The 21028-nt window shown below is 36.1% G+C and carries 16 protein-coding genes; 5 read left to right on the top strand and 11 right to left on the bottom strand.

The features are described 5' to 3' along the window. Positions 1–66 precede the first annotated feature (66 nt). From H4075_RS06845 to H4075_RS06815, 7 genes are all read right to left on the bottom strand, one after another. A complete protein-coding gene (locus tag H4075_RS06845; protein WP_182805360.1) occupies positions 67–378 on the bottom strand; it encodes a hypothetical protein in 312 nt (103 codons plus the stop codon). 442 nt (positions 379–820) lie between these two features. Continuing rightward, entirely contained in the window at positions 821–1147 is a 327-nt protein-coding gene (locus H4075_RS06840) for a hypothetical protein (RefSeq protein WP_182805359.1), read from the bottom strand. Positions 1148–2190: 1043 nt separating this feature from the next. Beyond that, positions 2191–3564 carry an alginate export family protein gene (locus H4075_RS06835; RefSeq protein ID WP_182805357.1) on the bottom strand — a complete coding sequence of 458 codons (1374 nt, stop codon included), beginning with the start codon at positions 3562–3564 and terminating at the stop codon, positions 2191–2193. Between the two features lie 3 nt (positions 3565–3567). Beyond that, on the bottom strand, positions 3568–4008 hold the full coding sequence (locus H4075_RS06830; RefSeq protein ID WP_182805355.1) for a DMT family transporter: 441 nt from the start codon (positions 4006–4008) through the stop codon (positions 3568–3570). Beyond that, the gene (locus H4075_RS06825) at positions 4005–4439 is read right to left on the bottom strand and encodes a DoxX family protein (protein WP_182805354.1); all 435 of its coding nucleotides are present in this window, start codon (positions 4437–4439) and stop codon (positions 4005–4007) included. Before H4075_RS06825 ends, H4075_RS06830 begins: the two co-directional genes overlap by 4 nt. A 7-nt stretch (positions 4440–4446) precedes the next feature. Continuing rightward, the gene (locus H4075_RS06820) at positions 4447–6225 is read right to left on the bottom strand and encodes an amidohydrolase (protein ID WP_182805352.1); all 1779 of its coding nucleotides are present in this window, start codon (positions 6223–6225) and stop codon (positions 4447–4449) included. A gap of 399 nt (positions 6226–6624) precedes the next feature. Next, the gene (locus H4075_RS06815) at positions 6625–7536 is read right to left on the bottom strand and encodes a helix-turn-helix domain-containing protein (protein WP_182805350.1); all 912 of its coding nucleotides are present in this window, start codon (positions 7534–7536) and stop codon (positions 6625–6627) included. 187 nt (positions 7537–7723) lie between these two features. On the opposite strand from H4075_RS06815, the gene H4075_RS06810 reads away from it, so the two are divergent. From H4075_RS06810 to H4075_RS06790, 5 genes are all read left to right on the top strand, one after another. Further along, complete coding sequence (locus tag H4075_RS06810; protein ID WP_182805348.1) at positions 7724–10993, top strand: sigma-54-dependent Fis family transcriptional regulator; 3270 nt, start codon at positions 7724–7726, stop codon at positions 10991–10993. Positions 10994–11039: 46 nt separating this feature from the next. Further along, positions 11040–11531 carry a hypothetical protein gene (locus H4075_RS06805; RefSeq protein ID WP_182805346.1) on the top strand — a complete coding sequence of 164 codons (492 nt, stop codon included), beginning with the start codon at positions 11040–11042 and terminating at the stop codon, positions 11529–11531. 38 nt (positions 11532–11569) lie between these two features. Further along, entirely contained in the window at positions 11570–13339 is a 1770-nt protein-coding gene (locus H4075_RS06800) for a sensor histidine kinase (protein ID WP_182805345.1), read from the top strand. 398 nt (positions 13340–13737) lie between these two features. Then, positions 13738–15888: a tetratricopeptide repeat-containing sensor histidine kinase gene (locus tag H4075_RS06795; protein ID WP_182805343.1), complete on the top strand. Its 2151-nt coding sequence runs from the start codon at positions 13738–13740 to the stop codon at positions 15886–15888. Between the two features lie 17 nt (positions 15889–15905). Further along, complete coding sequence (locus H4075_RS06790) at positions 15906–17279, top strand: sigma-54-dependent transcriptional regulator (RefSeq protein WP_182805341.1); 1374 nt, start codon at positions 15906–15908, stop codon at positions 17277–17279. 54 nt (positions 17280–17333) lie between these two features. On the opposite strand, the gene H4075_RS06785 is transcribed toward H4075_RS06790, so the two are convergent. The 4 genes from H4075_RS06785 to H4075_RS06770 form a co-directional block, all read right to left on the bottom strand. Next, on the bottom strand, positions 17334–18035 hold the full coding sequence (locus H4075_RS06785) for a hydrolase (RefSeq protein WP_182805339.1): 702 nt from the start codon (positions 18033–18035) through the stop codon (positions 17334–17336). Positions 18036–18070: 35 nt separating this feature from the next. Further along, on the bottom strand, positions 18071–19162 hold the full coding sequence (locus H4075_RS06780) for an alpha/beta hydrolase (protein ID WP_182805337.1): 1092 nt from the start codon (positions 19160–19162) through the stop codon (positions 18071–18073). 26 nt (positions 19163–19188) lie between these two features. After that, entirely contained in the window at positions 19189–19602 is a 414-nt protein-coding gene (locus H4075_RS06775) for an OsmC family peroxiredoxin (protein ID WP_182805335.1), read from the bottom strand. Positions 19603–20503: 901 nt separating this feature from the next. Further along, entirely contained in the window at positions 20504–21022 is a 519-nt protein-coding gene (locus tag H4075_RS06770) for a DsbA family protein (protein ID WP_182805333.1), read from the bottom strand. Between the last annotated feature and the right edge of the window lie 6 nt (positions 21023–21028).

Below are 21028 nucleotides of genomic sequence, written 5' to 3'. Positions count from 1 at the left end.
AAAATGCAGCTTTAGTTGTAGGATACTCCTCTATTCTAATATGTGTCTTGTTTTTACAACTTCCGGTTAACGGTTAATCAAGTCATTCATTTTTTTCAGCAGTACTGGTGGAGTTTTAAAACTTTTAGTTGAATAGTGCCTGATCAAAATACCTTTTACATTATGGTAGAGTGCAACCACACCAAATACAATTATACCGGCTCCTTTTTCTGAACGATCTCTGAACTGGTGGTATTCCTTGATAGAAAAGTCTCCTGTACGAACAAAACATTGCTGCTGCACCCACAATAAATCGTTACCTGAAATTTGAAAATCATGAGTAAAGCCTTTCTCATGTAAATCGCAAACTGCATCTTTCACTGTGTAATAAATTTTCATAAAAGATCTATTTAGATTTGAATAACAACAGCATTTATCACGACTGCGATTTCATAAAAACAATGTCACCTGAAATTGATAAAATATGGGAAATATCAAAAAGTGTCTACACCAACAATATGGGGCAGCAGATAAGACTCTTGAAAAATTTCCCATTGTTATAGTATTAGTTTTTATAAATACTTTAGTTAAACTATTACTGGAATAAAGGTTTCACAACCACAAAACCTGTATGCAGACTAAGCAAACCCCGAACCGGTCAATTTTAAACTTGAAGTTTATCTGTTGGGAACAAAACCCTGAGTTATTGGTATTTGTAAGACCGTTTACTTCCAACACTAGCAGGATGTTGATCTTCATAAGGTTCTCAAAAGCCAAATAACTATAAACAGTAAAAATCAGTCTACGGCCTTATGATAAGATACCGTTTATTTAAAATTGATTATAATTCCTCAATCAATTCTTTTTCTGTTGAATTTATAGGTACATCTTTTTCGGTGCCAGTAATCATGTCAGTTTCGTTGTTCTGAGCTGTTGCCGGGAAATATTTTGCAACTTTCCTAACTGAAATACTGGGAATAGAAGTCTTAGCGTTTTTCTTTTTTAAAAGCATGATATAATGATCAACGATTACACCCACTTGTTCGTCAAGATATTTTTTCATTTTTGTCGTTTTCTTCGGGCCAAGCCCGTCAAGATATATCATCATAACGCTTACAAGCCTGTCACTTAGGCCCATTTGATCATAACGTTTTTCTATTTTTTTCATCTTTTGTAAAAGTTAATTGATATAGAATAGTTTCAGTTTTCAAAATGGTTGTAACTACGTGTCTAACAACTACACATTAACTGTAAAAGAGAGGCGATAGTGGAAACAATCGCCTGGTTTAACCCAAACCAACTGATACCTGCCAAATAAATGTATGAATCTCTTTCCTCTGCATCATTCCAATGATCTTACAGAATGTTTTTCTTATATATCTAATAACTATAAAAATCCTGACTACCAGACTTACAAACTTTTTAAATTCCTCAAGAACCAAAACTATATACTAATCTTTATGCTCTTTTTCATTTACAGATCAAATATGTTGACTTTTAAGTTCATTGAACGAAGAGATTTATCCGATAGATGGGTTATCTGTTATTGCCCCCGTCCGAACAAATAAAAATTAAATGTTTTGCTGTGTTACAGTTCGAAATACAGGAAATAGTAAAGAGTGTCTACACCCGCAATATCGAGCCAGCTGATAAGTCTCATGAAATTTATCCTTTGTTATAGTATTAGTTTGCATAAACGCGCTGGTAAAACTATCACTGGAATGAAGTTTCACAACCACAAAACCTTTAGGCGGATTAAGTAAACCCCGAACCAGTCAATTTTAAACTTGAATTCTCGGTGTTTGTAACACTGTCTACTTCCTACTCTGGCAGGACGTTGATCTCCATAAGATTCTCAAAAACCAATTGACTGTAAATAGCATCGCATACAACCTCATCAATCTGTATTTCAACAGTTTCATTTCAACAACTGTAAGGTTAGCTTCCTCAACAATCTCCCTGGCATTAATTTGAAAATCATGAATAACCCCTTTTTTATGTAAATCAAAAACTGCATCTTTCACTGTGAAATAAACTTCCATAATAAATCCATTTATATTTGAATAATTCTGGTATTTTTCGAGATCATGATTACATAACAAATTTGATAAAATTATTCGTTGCCGGCAATTGCTAAACCATCATATCTGTTGTATATTTCACTGTATCAATAACTAAATATTGATGTACGATGGTTTTTTCTGAATCCCATTAAAATTTAAGCTGAGTTGTAAAAGCCGTAAATATAATGTCCTTACCGGTTCCAGCTGCTTTAAGAAAAGAACCTGCATTAAACCAAGTAAATTCAACTCTGAAATACAGAAAATTATTTGCTGTATAAACAATGTCAGTTGAATACTGTTGGCCTATCAATTTGTCCGGAATATTTTTTCCTGAATATGTAAGCGATACATTGGGTGAATAAATACCATCATTTTCACTGAATCGCCAAAACGCATCATAGTCTGCATTAAGCAACAACTTTTTTGTTATCTCAAGTGAAACAGATGGATGCAGATCAAGAAGATTAGACGGACCTATGAGGGCAGCAAGTCCAAAATAATTTCCTCTTGGAAAAAGAGGATTAAATGTCTGCAGTTTTTTATCGTCATAAAATCTATCCCCACTAATTAATTCCGCTTTTATACCCAGTTCAGGTTTCAGTTTTAATTCATTGAATTTGATACCGCTATTTATTGAAACCGTCCAGGCATTGATTTGCTTACCCCCAAATTTCCCAAATTGATATAAGCCTTCTATATCGTAACGGAACCCTTTGATATTGTTCCATATCCTGCTTCCAATTGAATGTCGTAATTCTTTTGCTTCTCCATCATCAAAAAAAGCTGATGCTTTCCAAATACCCAAATAATATAAATCAATATTTTGAATATATGAAAGATGGTTGATCACTGTATAAGAGCCCCAGAACTTAGTATCCTTATTAAATCCATCATCGAATATTGCCGGTTTTGATTTTACAAAATGAGCGTAGAACACATCAGTTTTCAGTCTTTCTCCTGAATAAATCAGTTTACCTGCGTCAAAAGATTGACGGTTATTTGGTCCATCTCTTAACGCAACAAGCCTTTGCGAACCATATGCCATTTCCTGGCGGCCCAACCTTACGACGATTTTATTTGCTTTGTTAATTGGTATGGATATATCAAAAAATGCCTGATGGAGATCCAAAAGATTTTCATCTACCGGACTGGGTGAAATTCTATCATTGGCAAGACTGCTTTGCAATTGCACAAATGTTCGAAAAGATTTCCCTGCATGGAAATCAGCATGACCAAGATACCGAGTAAGAATAAATCCATTATTATCGTCAGGTGCATCGCCCCAATCCTCATGGTGAAAGCGAAAAAACTGGTATCTTATTTCACCACCAATACTTATAAATGCCCTTCCTTTTTTTGAAAGCTGGTTGTATTTTAATTTTTCATACCAATTTTTTAAACTATCATTTTTTAAAAAACTGTAATCTTCACTAAACCGAATGCTGTTAAAAGGAGGTATCGTTTGCGCAAAGATTTTTACATAACAAGCTAATAACAGAAATAAACAAACAAGAGTTCTCATGATCTAAAATTTTCTAACAATAGCTACTCCTGCAACTATTAAGACGATCCCAAGTATCCTCTGAAGATTTAGATTATGCTGGTGAGCAACCAATACATTAAAGTGATCGAGCATTACAGAAATAATCATTTGCCCTGCTACGACCAAACCAAATGTTAATGCAGGCCCAATCCGTGGAAATGCAAGAATGATAGCAGTTACATAAAATGCTCCCATTACTCCACCAAGCCATGTGTACGCAGGAGCAGCTCTTAATCCGGCCCAGGATATATGTTGTTTAAATATGATGGCATATAAAAGAACAGCAAATGCTCCAATAGTAAAGGAAATAAGTGATGCATGGACAGGGCTTTCAAGCGACTTACCAAGTTTTGTATTTAATCCTGCCTGGATGGGCAAAAATGCGCCGGAGATTAAGGCTAGGATAATCCAAGTCCATTTCATAATGATAATTTTTTATTAAGAATATAATCAATTGAATATTTACCTGGTCCTAATGCAAGTATTAATAAATAAACAACACTATACATGAATGGTACATCTTTAACCAATAGCGCATCATGCCAATGCAAAACAAAATATCCGGTAAGTGTAACTGCCAGTATGGGTAATATTGCCACCCTGGTAAAAAGCCCAAGGATCACAAAAACAGGAAAAATCAAATTGGATGCTAAGGCAAAACCTTGATTAAAAATTTCCGGGAGTTGCAAAGGATTAGGAATCTGCTCCACCATTGCTACACCGATTCCCAGTTTTTTCAAACCGTGAGCAACTATCAGTTCAATGGAAACAGCAATCCTTAACAGTAGCATTGACAAATGAAATAAATTTGAAGTAGGATAAATAGTTGTCAACCTCCTGATGATTACTTTCATTGGTTAATTATTTATACTGATATCCCCCAAAATATCTTACGGGGCTCCATGCGGGTATAACAGGCTCCTGCTTGGGTAGAAATGATCTGTATTCATCATCTGCATATACAATCTGTCCATCCACTATTGTGAGCTTAGATGTTATGAATTGAATCTCATTTTCTGAAACAGTGAAGTAATCTCTGTCCAATATTGCTATATCAGCATAAAAGCCTTTTTGAATACTTCCTTTGTTATTTTCCTTAATAAGTGAATACCCCCCAGTAGTGATCAGTCTTAATGCAGCTATCCTGTCAAGTATATTCTCCTTTGCCAAAACAGTTGTGCCGCCAATTGTTTTACCTGTGGTAATCCAGTATAAAGACACCCATGGATTATAGCTTGCTACCCTGGTACCGTCAGTACCCAGCCCAACAGGTAATCCAATTTCAAGCATTCGTTTAACCGGTGGAGCAGCAAGTGCTGCCTGCTTTCCATAACGATGTATAAACCCTTCCCCTTGGTATGCCATACGATGTTGTATAGCAATACCTCCACCCAATGCTTTGATGCGTTGCATGTTTTCTTCGCTTATTGTTTCCGCATGATCAAAGAACCATACCAGGCCATTTAAAGGCGTTTCCTTGTTAACCTGCTCTATCACGTTAAGATCACGACTGATACTTTCATTATAAGTAGCATGCAATCTGAATGGCCACCGGTTCTTCACCAGCAATTGTATAACCGGTTTCAAATTAGCTTCCATACTTGTCGGCAATTCAGGCCTGGGAAATAGAAAATTTTCAAAGTCCGCAGCATCAGCAACAAGATTTTCACCACCACCTTGTACATAATAATCAACTTCATTAATTCCATTTCTTTGGTGGTGGTCAATATCTACCATACCCATCCATTTGTTATAATCATTTAACTCTGTTCCCCTTTTTTGTGCAAATAAAAAATACGGCAGCCGTACTGTTATTTTCCCAAGCTTGTTGAGTGAATCAGTTATTGCATAATCATCAGGAAAATTCTGAAATCCACCACCTGCATCCATAACTGCGGTTACTCCCAATCGGTTTAGCTCCGTCATATACTGCAAAGTGGAGTTCATTTTTTCCTCATTTGTTAATTCGGGAAGTTTAGCCAGTGTAGAATAAAGAATAAACGCATTGGGCTCTGCAACAAGCAAACCGGTTGGATTTCCCTCATTGTCCTTTTCGATTAAACCTCCCACAGGATTAGCTGATTTTGCATTGATATTTAATCGTTGTAATCCAACTTTATTCAACCAGGCTTTGCCATACAGATATAAAATAAAAACGGGCACATTACCGGAAGCCTCATTTATTTCTGCAAGTGTAGGCAACCTTTTTTCTTCAAACTGATATTCATTCCAGCCTCCAACTATTCTAACCCATTGACCTTCCGGTGTTCGCTTGGCCTGTTCCCTCAACATGTCAAGTGCCCGTTTCAAAGTTCTTACCCCATCCCATCTCAACTCTGAGTTATAAAACCTGCCGCCTCGTATCACGTGTAAATGGCTATCAAACAATCCGGGTATAACCGTTTTTCCGCCTGCATCAATAATTTTCGTTTGCTTATTTTTCAATTTCAATATTTCATGATTGGCTCCAATCGACAATATTTTGTTACCGTATATTGCCAAAGCCTCCGCAAAGGAATTATTAGCATCCAATGTAGCTATCCTGCCATTTACTATGATAATATCTGCCTTAGCACCTTGAGCAAAATTTACTTTTGAAATGATACAGGAATAAAAAAATATTAATACCAATTTTTTCATTTTACATAGAAGTTAAATAAAAATTAAGAGATTAAGAAAGCTCAGACATTAGGCAGCGTAAAAATTTTAAGCTTTCCCCGTTACTGTAAAAATAAATTCAGATTCTTATATACACAATTGAGAAATGAGTGAAAAGATTGTACATATCATTTCAGAGGATGCAATCAAAAAGGGAGCTTTTTTTTCGATTGCCTTTTGGACAGAAGATTCAACATAAGCATCATTCAACGCCTTGGCAAGAGTTGGTTGGCATGAGATACAGTACCCTGTTCAATGCCAACAAGTTCAAATTCCATTGCTGATTCTTTCTGTGTAATTAGATCTCAAGCATTAGTACTAATGATATGAACACAAAGAATATTAACATATTTTGAATCAGAAAATATAATTACAAAACTTCTAAGCTCTTTGATTAACTTGGTTTTTAAAGCAGGTGAAATTCATTCCTGAATTATTTTTGAAAAACTTACTAAAATGAGCATAATCATTGAAGCCTAGAAAATAGGCAACCTCCTTCATGCTGAGGGTAGAATAAATAGCTTGACGTTTTGCTTCCATTACAATACATTGCTGAATGTGATAGCTTGCTGTAAAACCGGATATTTTTTTAACGATACGGTTCAGATAGTTTGGTGAAACAGAAAGCTCATCTGCATAATCAGCAACCATTTTCTTAGTTAGGAAATGTTTTTTTACCAATGTTAAAAACTTTCGAACCATTTCAGAATCCCGGTCACACAACTTTTCTTGTTCTTTCAATTCTACTTTCGAAGAAAGGTAAACAATGAATATCTTCAACAACCCTTTTAGAATTTGTAATCGTAGTAAACCGTAATTTCGGAATTCTTTGTTCATCATATTTACAACAACTTCCATTTCACTTTGCATTTCCTCATCCGGATTGATTAACGGCAAATTTCTTCTTTCGAAAAGTATGTCGATAAATGAACCGGTTGTCTGGCCCTCCGCCATTAGCAAAAACTCTGATGAAAATGACATAAAATATCCATCAAGATTGTAGCAATTACTAAACAATAACAATTGCCCAGGTGAAAGACAGACAAGCATATTATTATTTATAGTATACTTCTCCAGATCAACTTTGATTGACCCCGACCCGTTTTTAATCCAAATGATCCCAAAGTGTCGTAGCTGAGTTGGAACGTCATTCTCAATCTGGCAATTTTGTTCCAAACTTGCCAGGTCATGCATTTCAAACATATAATTTGAAATAGAACTATTTTTTTCTGTTATGGCTTCTTCAAGAAAACCTGAATGAGTAAGGAAGTTGCATTGCGATGATTGTTTCATATCAATTAGTTATTGAGTTATAAATAGTCTATCAGCACAAGACTTATTAGCCAATTTGCATGCCGCTTTGCAAGTCGTTATAAATCAGTTTAATAAGAAAGTAGTACGCAAAATTTACTGTCGATATTTCGCTAATTATCGAAAATGGTAATGGAATTTCACTAGTTTTTTATTTTACCTTTAATTCATGCCAAATCGTTCTGTTAATAAGAAACCTTCACCTAAATCGGCAAGTGTAACTGATCCTTCAAACAAAAAAAAGGATCGGATAAATTTGGAAAATGCAATTACAGAAAAGGATATTCTACTTTCTTTAAACAACGACATAGCATCTGTAAAGGATAAAAAAGATATACTTAAAATCATTCATCCTAAATTGAAAATGCTATTTAATACAGATGATATTTTTATCTGTTGCCTTGATGCGAAGAATGAAACATTAAACCCAATAGTGAGAGTTGGAGGCAAAAAACGTAACAGTCACCCCGATTATGAAAACATATTAAGTTCACACTTTCCGATTCACGATGGCTTTATTGATACGATATTAAACTCAAAAGAACCACTTGTATTTGATATTGATAAGGTGAATAAATTACCGAATCCTCCCGGCTATATGAAGATTTCAAAAGCAACGGGTTTGGCTGAAACGCTTTCCACTCCATTATATCATGGGGGTGATCTTTTAGGGATACTCACTTTTTGGTCAGAAAAAAAGAATTCATTCACAGATCACCACAAACAATTAATATCACAAATAGCTGACCACATCTCCATTCTAATAATAAATATTTTGGCTTACGAAGCCATCAAAAAAAATGAAACAGAAAATGAAATATTGCTATTGCTCAGCAATAAAATTGCTTCCATCCGTAACAAAGAAGATCTCAGCCATGTTCTTTCCACCACATTAAAAGCTAATATTAATTTTGACGACTGTGCTGTTACTGTCTATAATAAGGCAAGGAACGCTTACAATATTTATTCTTACCATGTAGCCAAAAAGCGCCAGGAAAATCCATTATTCAAACAGATAATACTTACTGAATACCCGCTTAGTGACAATAATCTTTCAAATCCACATACGCCGGTTGTAATTGATATGGACAAACTGATTAAGAGCGGAAACAGCGCAGTTTCGTTTATGAGGGATACAGGTATAAAGGAATTGGCAATAATAAAACTTGTAGATGGAAACGATTTAATTGGTCTTTTTGTTTTACTGAGTGAACAAATAAAATCATTTACACAAAGCGACCTGCACATCATGCAAAGAGTATCTTATCAGATATCTATTGCAGTTGCCAAATTGCTTTCAAATGAAGAAATAGAACGGAGAGAATCTGAAAAGTCATTATTGTTGTCAATAAGTAATGACATGGCCCTTGTACGTGGCCATGAAGACCTGGCGAAAATTATTAACCAAAAGCTTAAGAAACTATTTTCAATACAAGATTATACAATAGTAGCCCTGCATGAAAATAAACTTACGTATGGTTCATATCTATACGACCAGGAAGACACCCCTTATGATAAAAAACGAGAATACCTTGAAACTTTATTCAACAGTTTCAAATTTGAAGAAGGGCTCTATGATGTGGTATTAAAATCAGATGAGCCGGTAGTTTTCGATGTTGACGAGATCATGAAACGTAAAGTCGTGCCTGGCCACATCAAGTTTTTTAATTCACTGGGTATCCGGGAGATAGTTGGAACAACGTTAAGAATTGGAAATGACGCTATCGGAATTCTCTGGATTCAGCCTGAAAAAGCAAATTGTTTTGATACGGTCAATCAGAATGTTTTTAAAGCAGTGTGCTCGCAAATATCCATCGCCCTGGCCAATATCATTGCCAATGAAGATATTCAGCGGCGGCAGGAAGAAAAAGAAATTTTACTACTATTAAGTAATGACATCGCTTCCATTAGAAGCCGAGCAGACCTGCTTGGCATCATAACAAAGCAGTTGAAAAAACTCTTTAATTACAACGATGCTTCCATTATCATTTTAAATAAAAAAGATAAAACTTACAGTGCTTTTGTGCTGGATATGGAAGAGCGAAGAACGAGCCATGAAGAATGTCTTCCCAATTCAATCGGAACATATCCCATTGCAGATGGCATATGCGATGCTATCCTGGATGCAGGGCAACCGATTATTTTGAAATACCGGGAAGTGCTTAAACATCCGGCTGCACCAAGCTGGGCTTTCTTCCTGCACAAAACAGGCATTAATGAAATGGTATGCGTTACATTAAAAGATGGTAAAGATGACATTGGTGCTTTTTTCTTACACTCCGAAACAGAAAACTATTTCCAGGAATATCAATTGAACCTTATCCAGGGAATCGGTTATCAATTATCAGCTGCATTGTCTAATGTTTTAGCCAATGAAAAGATCGCAGCGCAATTGGAAGAGATCAATCATTACAAAAGCCAGTTGGAAGAAGAAAATATCTACTTACAACAACAAATTGAATCAGCCTATAACTATAGTGAAATAATAGGCTCTGGACCCGCAATACAGAAAGTATTTCATCTTATATCGCAAGTTTCATTTGCCAATAGTACGGTTTTGATATTAGGCGAAACCGGCACAGGAAAAGAATTAATTGCCCGTGCCATTCATAATGCCTCACCACGAAAAGATAGGTTAATGGTAAAAGTAAATTGCGCTGCACTTCCGCCAAATCTTATCGAAAGTGAATTATTTGGCCACGAACGTGGAAGCTTTACGGGAGCAACAGACAGACGAATTGGCAAATTTGAACTGGCAAATCACAGTACGCTATTTTTAGATGAAATAGGCGAACTGTCTCCGGAAATACAAGTTAAACTTCTTAGAGCGCTGCAGGAAAAAGAGATTGAAAGAATTGGCGGAAAAACAACGATCAAGATTGATGTAAGGATCATAACTGCCACCAACCGCAATTTACAAAAAGAGGTTGATGAGGGAAATTTCAGAACCGATCTGTTTTACAGGTTAAATGTGTTCCCCATAACTCTGCCTGCTTTACGAAACAGGAAGGAAGACATCCCAGCATTGGCTGAGTATTTTGTTGCTAAGTATTCACGAATTGCAGGAAAAAAAATACGAAGTCTGTCAAAAAAAGTAATGAAAGAACTGATGGGATACAGTTGGCCCGGCAATGTTAGAGAGTTGGAACACTTGATAGAAAGAACGGTCTTAGTAACTGAAGTCGACGTCATTAAAGAAATCCATCTTCCGGTACTGGAACAAAGTAAAATTAAAAACAAGGAAGATAATCTTTATACAAAAACAATTCAAGAAAATGAACGTGAATATATACTGGAGGTTTTAAAGCAATGCGAGGGTAGAATATTTGGAAAAAATGGAGCCGCAGAAGTACTAGGCGTGCCAGTATCTACCTTGAATTCCAAAATAAAAAAACTGGGTATAAAAAAAGAAAAAATGTTTACGAACTCCGCTAAATAGCTAAATAAATAAAGCATACAACATTATTTGAAACCAACCTTTTTATATGAATACACTACAGCTCACTTCACTGCTTTTTAGGGTCGCAATATTTTCAATGACGATAAGCGCATGTAACAGTCCTGTTTTACTCAAATGGAATCCTGAATCATTCTCAGACAACAGTGATGTGGAAATAATTTGTGATGCATCAGAAGGCAACAAAGATCTTTTGAACTATCCAGGCGATGTATTTGTGCATCTTGGGGTAATTACAAACAAATCGAAAAATAAAGATGACTGGCAGTATGTAAAATTTAAATGGGGATCGAGAGAGCCTGAAGCAAAAACAATTCCAGCAGGAAAAAACAAGTGGAAATACAAAATCAAAAATATCCGGAATTTCTTCCAGGTTCCTAATGATGAGCAGATAAAAAGCATTGCAGTACTTTTCAGATCAGGGGCTTGTATTGACATCTATTGTAAGGTACTCAGGAATTCAGATGGCAGCAATATGTATATCCCCGTTAATTATGAAGCTGCTGTGACAAATAAATGATTTTCTCTAAAAAACAGTTCATCGTTACCAACCAGATTATGAAGTTTTACCTTGTTAGTGTTTTATTGCTGACATTTTACTCGCAGGTTTATAGTCAAAAAACCAGTAGTGAATGGCTGGATACATTAAAACGTAAAATAATCTTGTCAGAAAAGTACGATGATGAAAAATTAACAAGGATATATGAACTTTACCATGGTTACACGGGAAAGAACAAAACTGATCTTTATGAATTCTATCTGAAATTATACGATGAGTATTCCTTTTTCAATTTTGACTCTGCCTTTATGAGTGCAAGTAAATTGCATGAATTATCTTATGAGCTAAATGATCCCGTCCGCACTTCATTTGCTAAAATGAAACTTAGTTTTGTCCTGCTTTCGTCAGGAATGTTCAAAGAGGTTTTAGATTCTTTATCTAGAGTAAAATTGGAATATTTAAACGTTGCCCAGAAAGCCGAATATTATATTTTGATGGCAAGATGTTATTATGATATTGCTGATTACAGTAATGACAATGTATTTTCTCCCCGGTACAATATTGAAGCAGGCCGTTATATTGATTCTTCCCTTAATTTGCTCCCCGTAAATTCTTTTGGATACAGTTACTACAGTGGGTTAAAAGAAATCCGGCTAGGTAATGACGATAAAGCAGCTGTTCATTTTAAGAAAATCATAGATAACCCCTCTCTTTCCCCGCATGAAATAGCATTAGTTACATCAACGTACGCCGACATATTTACTCGAAAAGATAACCCGGATACCATAATTAAATTATTGTGCAAAGCTGCCATTGCTGATATTGAAACATCAACAAAAGAAAATTCTGCAATTTTCAATCTTGCCACCCTATTATATAAACTCGGGGATATTGAAAATGCATCACTCTTTATTCAGAAAGCTTCAGTTGATGCGCAACTTTACGGCGCCAGGCAACGCATGGTCAAATTAAATTCAGTCATGCCACTAATAGATGCTGAAAAACTTTCTATTGTTGAGTCAAATAAAAAAAAGATTGTTATATATGCTGTTATCATTACGTTCTCATTTTTAATATTGATCTTTCTTGCCTTCATTATTATAAAGCAGGTTAAAAAACTAAAGGCACAGCAACAGGTTATCAGCAAAAAAAACAAGTCATTGCAAGATCTTCTTTCTGAAAAAGAAAATCTGTTGGAAGAAAAAGAATGGCTGAGAAAAGAAATTCATCACCGTGTAAAAAACAATCTGCATACGGTTTTAAGCCTGCTGGAATCGCAATCTGTATTCCTTAAAGATGAAGCACTTGCTGCTATCCAGGATTGCCAGCATAGGGTACATTCGATGGCTCTGCTGCATCAGAAACTTTATCAGTCAGAAAACCTTTCCGCAATTAATATGTCAGTTTATCTCCCTGAACTGATAAATTATCTTTCTGAAAGTTTCAATATCAAAGAGCGCATCCGTTTTCATTTACAGATAGAACCTCTGGAATTAGAAGTATCGCTGGCGGTTCCCTTGGGCTTAATATTGAATGAAGCTATAACCAATGCTATTAAGTATGCATTTAAACGACCCGACAATAATGATATTACCATCTCAATGAGTTCTTTGTCAAATAAAAATGTGAGCCTTACAGTTTCTGACAATGGAATTGGATTGCCTGAAGATTTTGACGTCGAAACCACCAGCTCGCTGGGGATAAAGCTTATGAAAGGACTTACAGAAGATATTGGTGGCAGTTTCACAATAGAAGGCAAGGCTGGATGTAAAATCACAATCTTGTTTTCGATAGATAATTCCCTACTTCACAAATCAAAAATGCTTTAGAGTTAGTGGTAATTTTAGAGCGACTTCCTGCAAATGACAACAGGATTTATTAAATACAAATTCAAGGCAGGGCCTCTACAAGAAATGGAAAAACAACAAACGAAAATTCTAACAAACCCCCATTTATATGCAGACAGAGCCATTCCCAAAAATGAGAATTGCTTTTGTTTGGACAGACAACAACTACCGCAAAGACTGGTCGCTTATTAAAAGAACGGCTAAGTTGAACTACGTGTCCGTATTAATTGTACAAATTAGCACAGTTGTTGTGAAAACCCTGCTCCTGTAAAAAAAGGCTGGTTATATATTGTACATTAGTTCATGACTCTTCTTTGCACGATTAGACGTAGCTGATTTTTGGCGATGGCACATTTAGTGGATAAGACAATCAATAACTAATGAAAAAGTCAATACTTGGCATCGCAGCAATACTACTTCTTCATGTATACTGTTTTTCGCAACACATACTACCCGGCGACAGAGTGCCAATGCCAGGCGATGAAAAGGAACTTCTGATCAAGTTGCACCAAAGCCAACCTGGAATACCACAGATAGAAATAATGTTAGATTTAAGTGCCTGTTACCTTTATTTACCGGGCGAAGAAGAAAAGGATTTAGATAAAGCAATGACTTATGCCTCGCAAGCAAAGCAACTAAGTTCCCATCTTAAATTTATGGATGGTTACAATGAAGCCATGCTTTTGATGGCTGAAATATTGATAGAATCTAATGTTGATGAAAGCTGGAAAGTTATATTGGACAGCACGTTGATTCATGTTCGTAGCACATTGGTACAGGTTCGTAATACTAAAAATGAACTGAGAGAAGCAAGGGCAATGCGCCAGCTTGCTACTATCTATTTCCGACAAGGAAATTACCAATTGGCGGATGCTGAATTTTTGAAACTTCTGGAATTATGCCAAAAATTGGGGCTTAAAAATCAACATTATAACTATCACCGTATGTCGATAATTCAAACCTATTTCAACCATGACTACAATAAGGCTTTGTACTATGCACTTGAAGCCTTGAAGAGTTTGGAAAAAACGGGAGATTCTACATATGCAGGACCGGTTTATAGAAATCTTGGATATATCTACAGATATATCGGTATGTTTCAAAAGGCTGTCGATTATTTAAGTAAGTCAATGCTGTATTACAACAAAAATTCCAGCTCTGTTCAACTTGAACTGGCAGAATATGCCAGTTCCATATTGTTAAAAATGAATAGGGGTAATGATGCCCTTTTATTCTTGCACAAAACCAAAAGGGAATTTCCGCCTCAACATAATCACGATTGGAAAATATACGAATATTCACTTGCTAATTGTTACACAAGTTTAAAACTTTATGATTCTGCAGAGATATATTACAAAATATTAATTAACCGGAAATTAAATGACGGCTCGATACGAATGAACGACTATAAATCATTGGGGCAATTATATGTAGAATCAGGTAAATATATTCAGGCTAAACCGTATCTGGATAAAGCATCAAATGCAAAGCCGTCTGAATATCCAACAAATTGGTTTTCGCACCTACAATTTCTGATGTACAAGGTAGATTCTGCAGGCGGCAACTATCTTTCAGCTATTGATCATCTGATGAAGCACAAAGCACTTAATGATATTGATTATGAGCAAAACAAAGTAAGGAATATCCAGGAACTACAGATCAAGTATGAATCAGAAAAAAAAGACCAGGCACTGAAATTCCAGGCGCAGAATATTCAGCTTTTAAAAAATCAGTCAAAAACAAACCGCAACATGTTTATTGCAGGTGCCGGTTTGTTTTTTTTAATACTGTTATTGATTTATAACCGCTACAGGGTGAAACAAATGACCAATATACGTTTGGAATTACAGCAAAAGGACATTAATACTAAAAATAATGAACTGCGTAAATTAGTTAATGAAAAAGAGTGGCTTCTTAAAGAAGTACACCATCGTGTGAAAAATAACTTACATACAGTAATGAGCCTTTTGGAGTCTCAATCTGCCTATCTTGAAAACGATGCCTTACTGGCAATACGTGACAGCCAGCATAGGGTATTCTCCATGTCGCTGATGCATCAAAAACTATATCAATCAGAAGATGTAACTAAAATTGACATGTCTGTTTATCTCCCCGAGTTAGTCAATTACCTTTCTGAAAGTTTTAATATTAGAGAGCACATCCGGTTTAACCTGGAACTGGAACCACTGGAATTGGATGTATCACAGGCAATTCCGCTTTGTTTAATTTTGAATGAAGCAATCACCAATGCGATAAAGTACGCCTTCCCTCTTTCAAATAATAATATAATAACAATCTCGATAGTAAATTTGCCTGAAAATAAAATAGAACTTGCTGTAACCGATAATGGGATTGGCCTCCCAACAGGTTTTGATACGAATAGAACCCCTTCCCTGGGACTTAGATTAATGAAAGGCCTTGCAGAAGATATTGGTGGCAGCTTTACTATCATAAGCAGCCGAGGCTGTAAAATAAGCATCCTATTTACAATTGATGCAACAAAGGAGAATGAAATATTCATCACGGATTAATCAAACGACGCCTATTTATGAAAGAAAAGATACTTATAGTAGAAGATCAATTCATAGAAGCAAATAATTTGCAGATGATCCTTGAGAGAGCAGGGTATCATGTTTGCAGTATTGCACGTTCCGTACCGGAAGCAATTGAAATAGTTGAGAAAGAAAGTCCAAATATTGTTTTGCTGGATATACATCTCAAAGGGAAACTGACCGGTATAGATCTTGCTAAAATCCTAAGAAAAAAAAATATTCCTTTTGTTTACCTTTCCGCCAATTCAAACACGGATATTCTGAATGCTGCAAAAGCAACCCGACCTTATGGATTCCTGGTTAAACCTTTTCGTGAAAGAGACGTACTGGTAACATTAGATATTGCTCGTTATTTACATGAGCATAGTCTTGAATCGGCCGTACTGAACACGCCGACCTACAAATCAAGCATCGAATATCATGAGGGCATCATTGGAAATAATATTGAATTGAAAAAAGTACTGGAACATCTCCGGATTGTCGCCCCGCTTGAAACCTCTGTACTAATTCTTGGAGAAAGCGGTACGGGTAAAGAAAGAATTGCTGACAGGATTCATGAACTTTCTCCAAGAAAATCAAAACCATTTGTGAAAGTCAATTGTGCGGCATTACCTGATACATTAATAGAATCTGAACTCTTCGGCCATGAACGTGGTGCCTTTACTGGTGCAACCGAAAAAAGGATGGGCAAATTTGAAAAAGCAGCCGACGGAACAATTTTTCTTGATGAAATCGGTGAGATGCCTTTTAATATGCAGGTAAAATTGCTTCGTGTTTTACAGGAAAAAGAAATTGAGCGCATTGGCGGTAACACGACAATAAAAATAAATGCTAGAATTATTGCAGCTACAAACAGGGACCTGGAGAAAGAAGTAGCGGCGGGCAGATTCCGTATCGATCTCTACTATCGCCTCAATGCATTCCCGCTCACACTTCCTGCATTGCGGGACCGCAAAGAAGATATACCCTTATTGGCAAATCATTTTATAAATTTATTTTCACTTAAAAACGGAAAGAAAATAACGGCCATTTCTGAAAAGGTGATGGCTGAATTGATGGATTACGACTGGCCAGGCAATATTCGTGAACTTGAACACCTGATTGAAAGAAGCATCCTTCTTACTGAAGGAACTGTTATAAACCAAATATCAATACCCCGTCATAACAAAACACAAGCTGCAACTATTGAGAAACCAATAAAATCGATGATAGAGAATGAATTTGATAATATTATCGCTGCTTTGAAGAAGTGTGGTGGAAAAATTTCGGGACGCGGCGGCGCTGCGGAACTGCTAAACATAAACGTATCAACACTCAATTCGAAAATGAAAAAACTCGGTATAGAAAAAGAAATGATCTTCTCAAAATAAACTAAACAAGGGTGGAGCAACTATCACAACTCCACCCTTAATTATATTTTCGTATTAATGCTTTATTACTTCACGGCTGTATTGAATACCAATACCATACGCACCTCCCCATCTTACAAACAGATCAGTAACTGCAGTATAAGTGTCAGCTCTTGCCCAGTCACGTTGAAGCTCCAACACATATTGAGTGGAGGTCATCATTTTTGCACCCTTTTGCATCATCCTTGTTATAGCCATTTCATGTGATTCATTACTTACATCTCCGCAGGCATCTGTAATTACATACACTTCATATCCATCTGCGATAGCAGATAATACAGGCCCTACAATGCAAACGCTTGTCCATAAGCCGGCAATTACAATTTTTCTTTTATTCTTTCCGGTTATTGCTTTGTAAGCATTTGCATCTTCCCATGCATTCATGGTTGTTCTGTCAATATATCCCGATGTTGCCTTGGGATAATATTCCAGCACTTCGGGAAATACGGGGCCGCTAAAACTTTTTTCTGCAACTGTTGTTACAATGGTAGGCACTTTGAAAATTTTTGAGCCTCCGCTGATAAGTGCAACATTATTTCTCAATGATTCAATGGGAATATTGGTAACCGGAAATGCCATCTGGCTTTCATGATCAATCATAACCAATACATGATTTGATGGAGTTAGTAATTCGGGCGAAGGTTTTTGTGCATGAACTTTTACGATCAGTATTAATGCAAAGAACATGATTAAAGATGATTTGAATACTTGTTTCATAATTTTCGATTTTTAAATTTTAGTAGATTGTTTTATTATTTATATAAGTGGGCTTTTAATTCATTTGCAGCTTGCCTCAGTGCAGACTGTACCTCAGGTATATGAGCTAATGGATTCAGCAACCCATAATCATGTATCATACCTTGATACCTTACCAACGTTACAGCCACACCAGCCTCATTCAGGTTGCGGGCATAGGCTTCGCCTTCATCACGTAATACATCATTCTCAGCTGTTTGAACCAGTGCAGGCGGCAACCCCTTCATTTGGCTGAGTGAAGCTTTCAATGGTGATGCATAAACCTGGTTTCGATCTTCTACATCAGGAATGTAATTATCCCAGAACCATTTCATCATACTCTTTGTAAGAAACCTGTCATTTGCATATTGGTTATAAGATGTTGTTTCAAAATCAGCATTTGTCACAGGCCAGAATAAAACCTGGAATTTAATTTCAGGGCCTTGTTTATCTTTTGCCATTAAAGTTGTGGCTGCTGCGATATTGCCGCCTGCACTGTTTCCAACTACTGCCAAACGTTTTCCATCTACATTAATTTGTGCACCATTCTCGGCAACCCATTTGGTTGCTGTATACGCTTCGTTAACTGCAACAGGATATTTTGCTTCTGGAGAACGTGAATAATCAACATAAATACCAACAGCACCTGAATTGATTACCAGGTCTCTGATAAAACGTTCATGTGTTGGATAGTCACCAATCACCCATCCCCCACCATGAAAGAACATGAAAGCTGGTAATACACCCAAAGACCCAGATGGTCTTACAATGATTAGGTTAACAGTAAGCCCGTTTTCTGTAATTGTTCTATTTGATACTTCAACACCCGAAATATCAACTTTTACGGATTTTTGAGCTCCTTCCAAAACGCCACGGGCTTCAGTTGCACTTAATGTTTCCATTGGCTTGCCTCCGCCGGTATTCAGCATTTTTAAAAAATCTTTTGTTTGAGCTTCGATTGCCATATCAGCAGCATAATCAACTGATGTTTCACCATTTTTCATAATTGTTTCTTTTACTTGATTAGAATTTGTTGGGTTGCTTGATGTGCGGCTACTGCAGCTGATGATAATTGCTGCAATGAAAACCGGTAATAATATATTTTTCATTTATTTAATTTTTAGTTTAACTGCTTCTAATTTTTTAAAAAAGTATCGATCGTGATTTTTATTTTTAAAGCTCTGCCTAATGGACTGCATTCAGTTGCTTCTTTTATACAAGCATCAAAATCTTGTTGGTTTATTCCTGGCACATTTGCTTTTATCGATAAATGAGACCCATTGATAAAGCCATTCTCGAAATTTACATGGCAGGTTGTTTCAAGTGTTGCAGGAACAAAACCAGCCTCCCCTAAGACAAAACTGAGTTTCATATTAAAGCAGCAGGCATGTGCAGCAGCAAGTAGTTCTTCAGGGTTGGTACCCTTCCCATCAGCAAAACGGCTGTCAAAAGTGAACTCAGTCCGGTCCAATACATAACTTTCTGTTGTAACCTGGCCATTACCATCTTTTCCTGATCCATACCAAGTAGAAGTAGCATAATGTTTCATATAACTATCGTATTAGTAGTTTTCGTTTCGAAAATGAAATCAATACGATTTTCTATCTTCAAACAAAACATATCAATTTCTTATTCTCTAACCCTCAAATACATTCTTACTATCAACCCTTCAATACAAAAGTATTTTATACACGAAGCAGGTACAATTGTTAAACAAAGACAATGATTGTATATATCGTCATCCGTCCTTTATCAAAATGAATAAACTTAATTGGGAGATATTTTTCACGCAAACCTGAAAAAATAAAATGCACGTCGCTCTTACTTATTCGCCCATTGGTCGTGAATAATCAACAGACTATTTTCTTTTCGAGAAACAATTGACAATTGTAAGTGAATTGAAGGCAACAACATCAGCAAATACTACTTCAACATTCAAATTTTTGGAGATAAAAAACAAGGAGCTGATTACAATTCAAACATTCAAAATAGCGCAATTGGCTTTAATAAGCAATAAATTAAAAATTTCGTTTCGGATAGTGCTGGTTGTTTCCACAGTTACAATCAGTTTAATTCCTAGGTAGAACAAGGTTAGTTAGTGAAACGATCTCATACAAGACCAGGATCTACAATTCACTAATCAATATCTGGTAAACAAACGAAAAACAGATATGAAATAAAGTGCAACGGGTTGCAAAAACCGAACTACTTTCTGCTTAAATTAAAAGGATGAAACTACTTCACAGCCCGCAGAAAACTAATCTAATAATTTTGAAAAAATTAATTAGATATACTTGCCGCATAACGACAGATACTTTCCAAAGTATATGTTGCCGGCAATATAAAATAATGAATTAAGAAGGAAGATTAGCGGGATCTCATCTGGAACAAACACAACTCATGTTGGAAATTTACCAGATACAGCTTGCATATTATGTAAATGAATTTTACTAGTGTAGATCAATGGCTTTCAACAAAGATTCATAAGTAGTGTCATAAGTCAGTTTTTCGCCATTGATATAAAAAGTGGGAGTTGCATTTACTCCACTGCGAATGCCACTTTCAAAATCTGATTCTATTTTATTTTTAATATCGTCACTTTCAAGATCTAGAAGAAACTGTTCCATATTCAGTTCAAGTGCGGCCGCAAACTCAGGAAGTTTTTTTACCATTAGCTTTTTCTGATTCTCAAAAATAAAATCATGCATTGCCCAAAAACTCCCTTGTCTTCCTGCGGCTTCAGCGGCAGCGGCAGCCATAAAAGCAGCTGGGTGAATTTTCTGTAATGGGAAATTTCTGAAGACAAAAAGGAATACGGTTCCTCTTTCAGCCAGTAACCTTTTAACAAGAGGATGCGCATGTGCACAATGCGGGCATTGGTAATCACCATACTCAACTAAAGTGATTGAAGATGCCGGATTGCCGGTGATTTGATCATTTTCTGATACAGTACGCCATAAATTTGTCATAGATAA

The sequence above is a fragment of the Lacibacter sediminis genome, assembly GCF_014168535.1.
Lineage (GTDB): Bacteria > Bacteroidota > Bacteroidia > Chitinophagales > Chitinophagaceae > Lacibacter > Lacibacter sediminis.
The sequence above is the reverse complement of the archived record's forward strand: the minus strand, read 5'-3'. Positions and strand labels throughout refer to the sequence as shown.

Bases quoted from the DNA above. Each gene is read 5' to 3' on its own strand.
- H4075_RS06770 (WP_182805333.1), bottom strand. From the start codon at position 21,022: ATGACAAATTTATGGCGTACTGTATCAGAAAATGATCAAATCACCGGC.
- H4075_RS06835 (WP_182805357.1), bottom strand. From the start codon at position 3,564: ATGAGAACTCTTGTTTGTTTATTTCTGTTATTAGCTTGTTATGTAAAA.
- H4075_RS06825 (WP_182805354.1), bottom strand. From the start codon at position 4,439: ATGAAAGTAATCATCAGGAGGTTGACAACTATTTATCCTACTTCAAAT.
- H4075_RS06775 (WP_182805335.1), bottom strand. From the start codon at position 19,602: ATGAAACATTATGCTACTTCTACTTGGTATGGATCAGGAAAAGATGGT.
- H4075_RS06795 (WP_182805343.1), top strand. From the start codon at position 13,738: ATGAAAAAGTCAATACTTGGCATCGCAGCAATACTACTTCTTCATGTA.
- H4075_RS06820 (WP_182805352.1), bottom strand. From the start codon at position 6,225: ATGAAAAAATTGGTATTAATATTTTTTTATTCCTGTATCATTTCAAAA.
- H4075_RS06830 (WP_182805355.1), bottom strand. From the start codon at position 4,008: ATGAAATGGACTTGGATTATCCTAGCCTTAATCTCCGGCGCATTTTTG.
- H4075_RS06815 (WP_182805350.1), bottom strand. From the start codon at position 7,536: ATGAAACAATCATCGCAATGCAACTTCCTTACTCATTCAGGTTTTCTT.
- H4075_RS06840 (WP_182805359.1), bottom strand. From the start codon at position 1,147: ATGAAAAAAATAGAAAAACGTTATGATCAAATGGGCCTAAGTGACAGG.
- H4075_RS06805 (WP_182805346.1), top strand. From the start codon at position 11,040: ATGAATACACTACAGCTCACTTCACTGCTTTTTAGGGTCGCAATATTT.
- H4075_RS06780 (WP_182805337.1), bottom strand. From the start codon at position 19,162: ATGAAAAATATATTATTACCGGTTTTCATTGCAGCAATTATCATCAGC.
- H4075_RS06790 (WP_182805341.1), top strand. From the start codon at position 15,906: ATGAAAGAAAAGATACTTATAGTAGAAGATCAATTCATAGAAGCAAAT.
- H4075_RS06785 (WP_182805339.1), bottom strand. From the start codon at position 18,035: ATGAAACAAGTATTCAAATCATCTTTAATCATGTTCTTTGCATTAATA.
- H4075_RS06800 (WP_182805345.1), top strand. From the start codon at position 11,570: ATGAAGTTTTACCTTGTTAGTGTTTTATTGCTGACATTTTACTCGCAG.
- H4075_RS06810 (WP_182805348.1), top strand. From the start codon at position 7,724: ATGCCAAATCGTTCTGTTAATAAGAAACCTTCACCTAAATCGGCAAGT.
- H4075_RS06845 (WP_182805360.1), bottom strand. From the start codon at position 378: ATGAAAATTTATTACACAGTGAAAGATGCAGTTTGCGATTTACATGAG.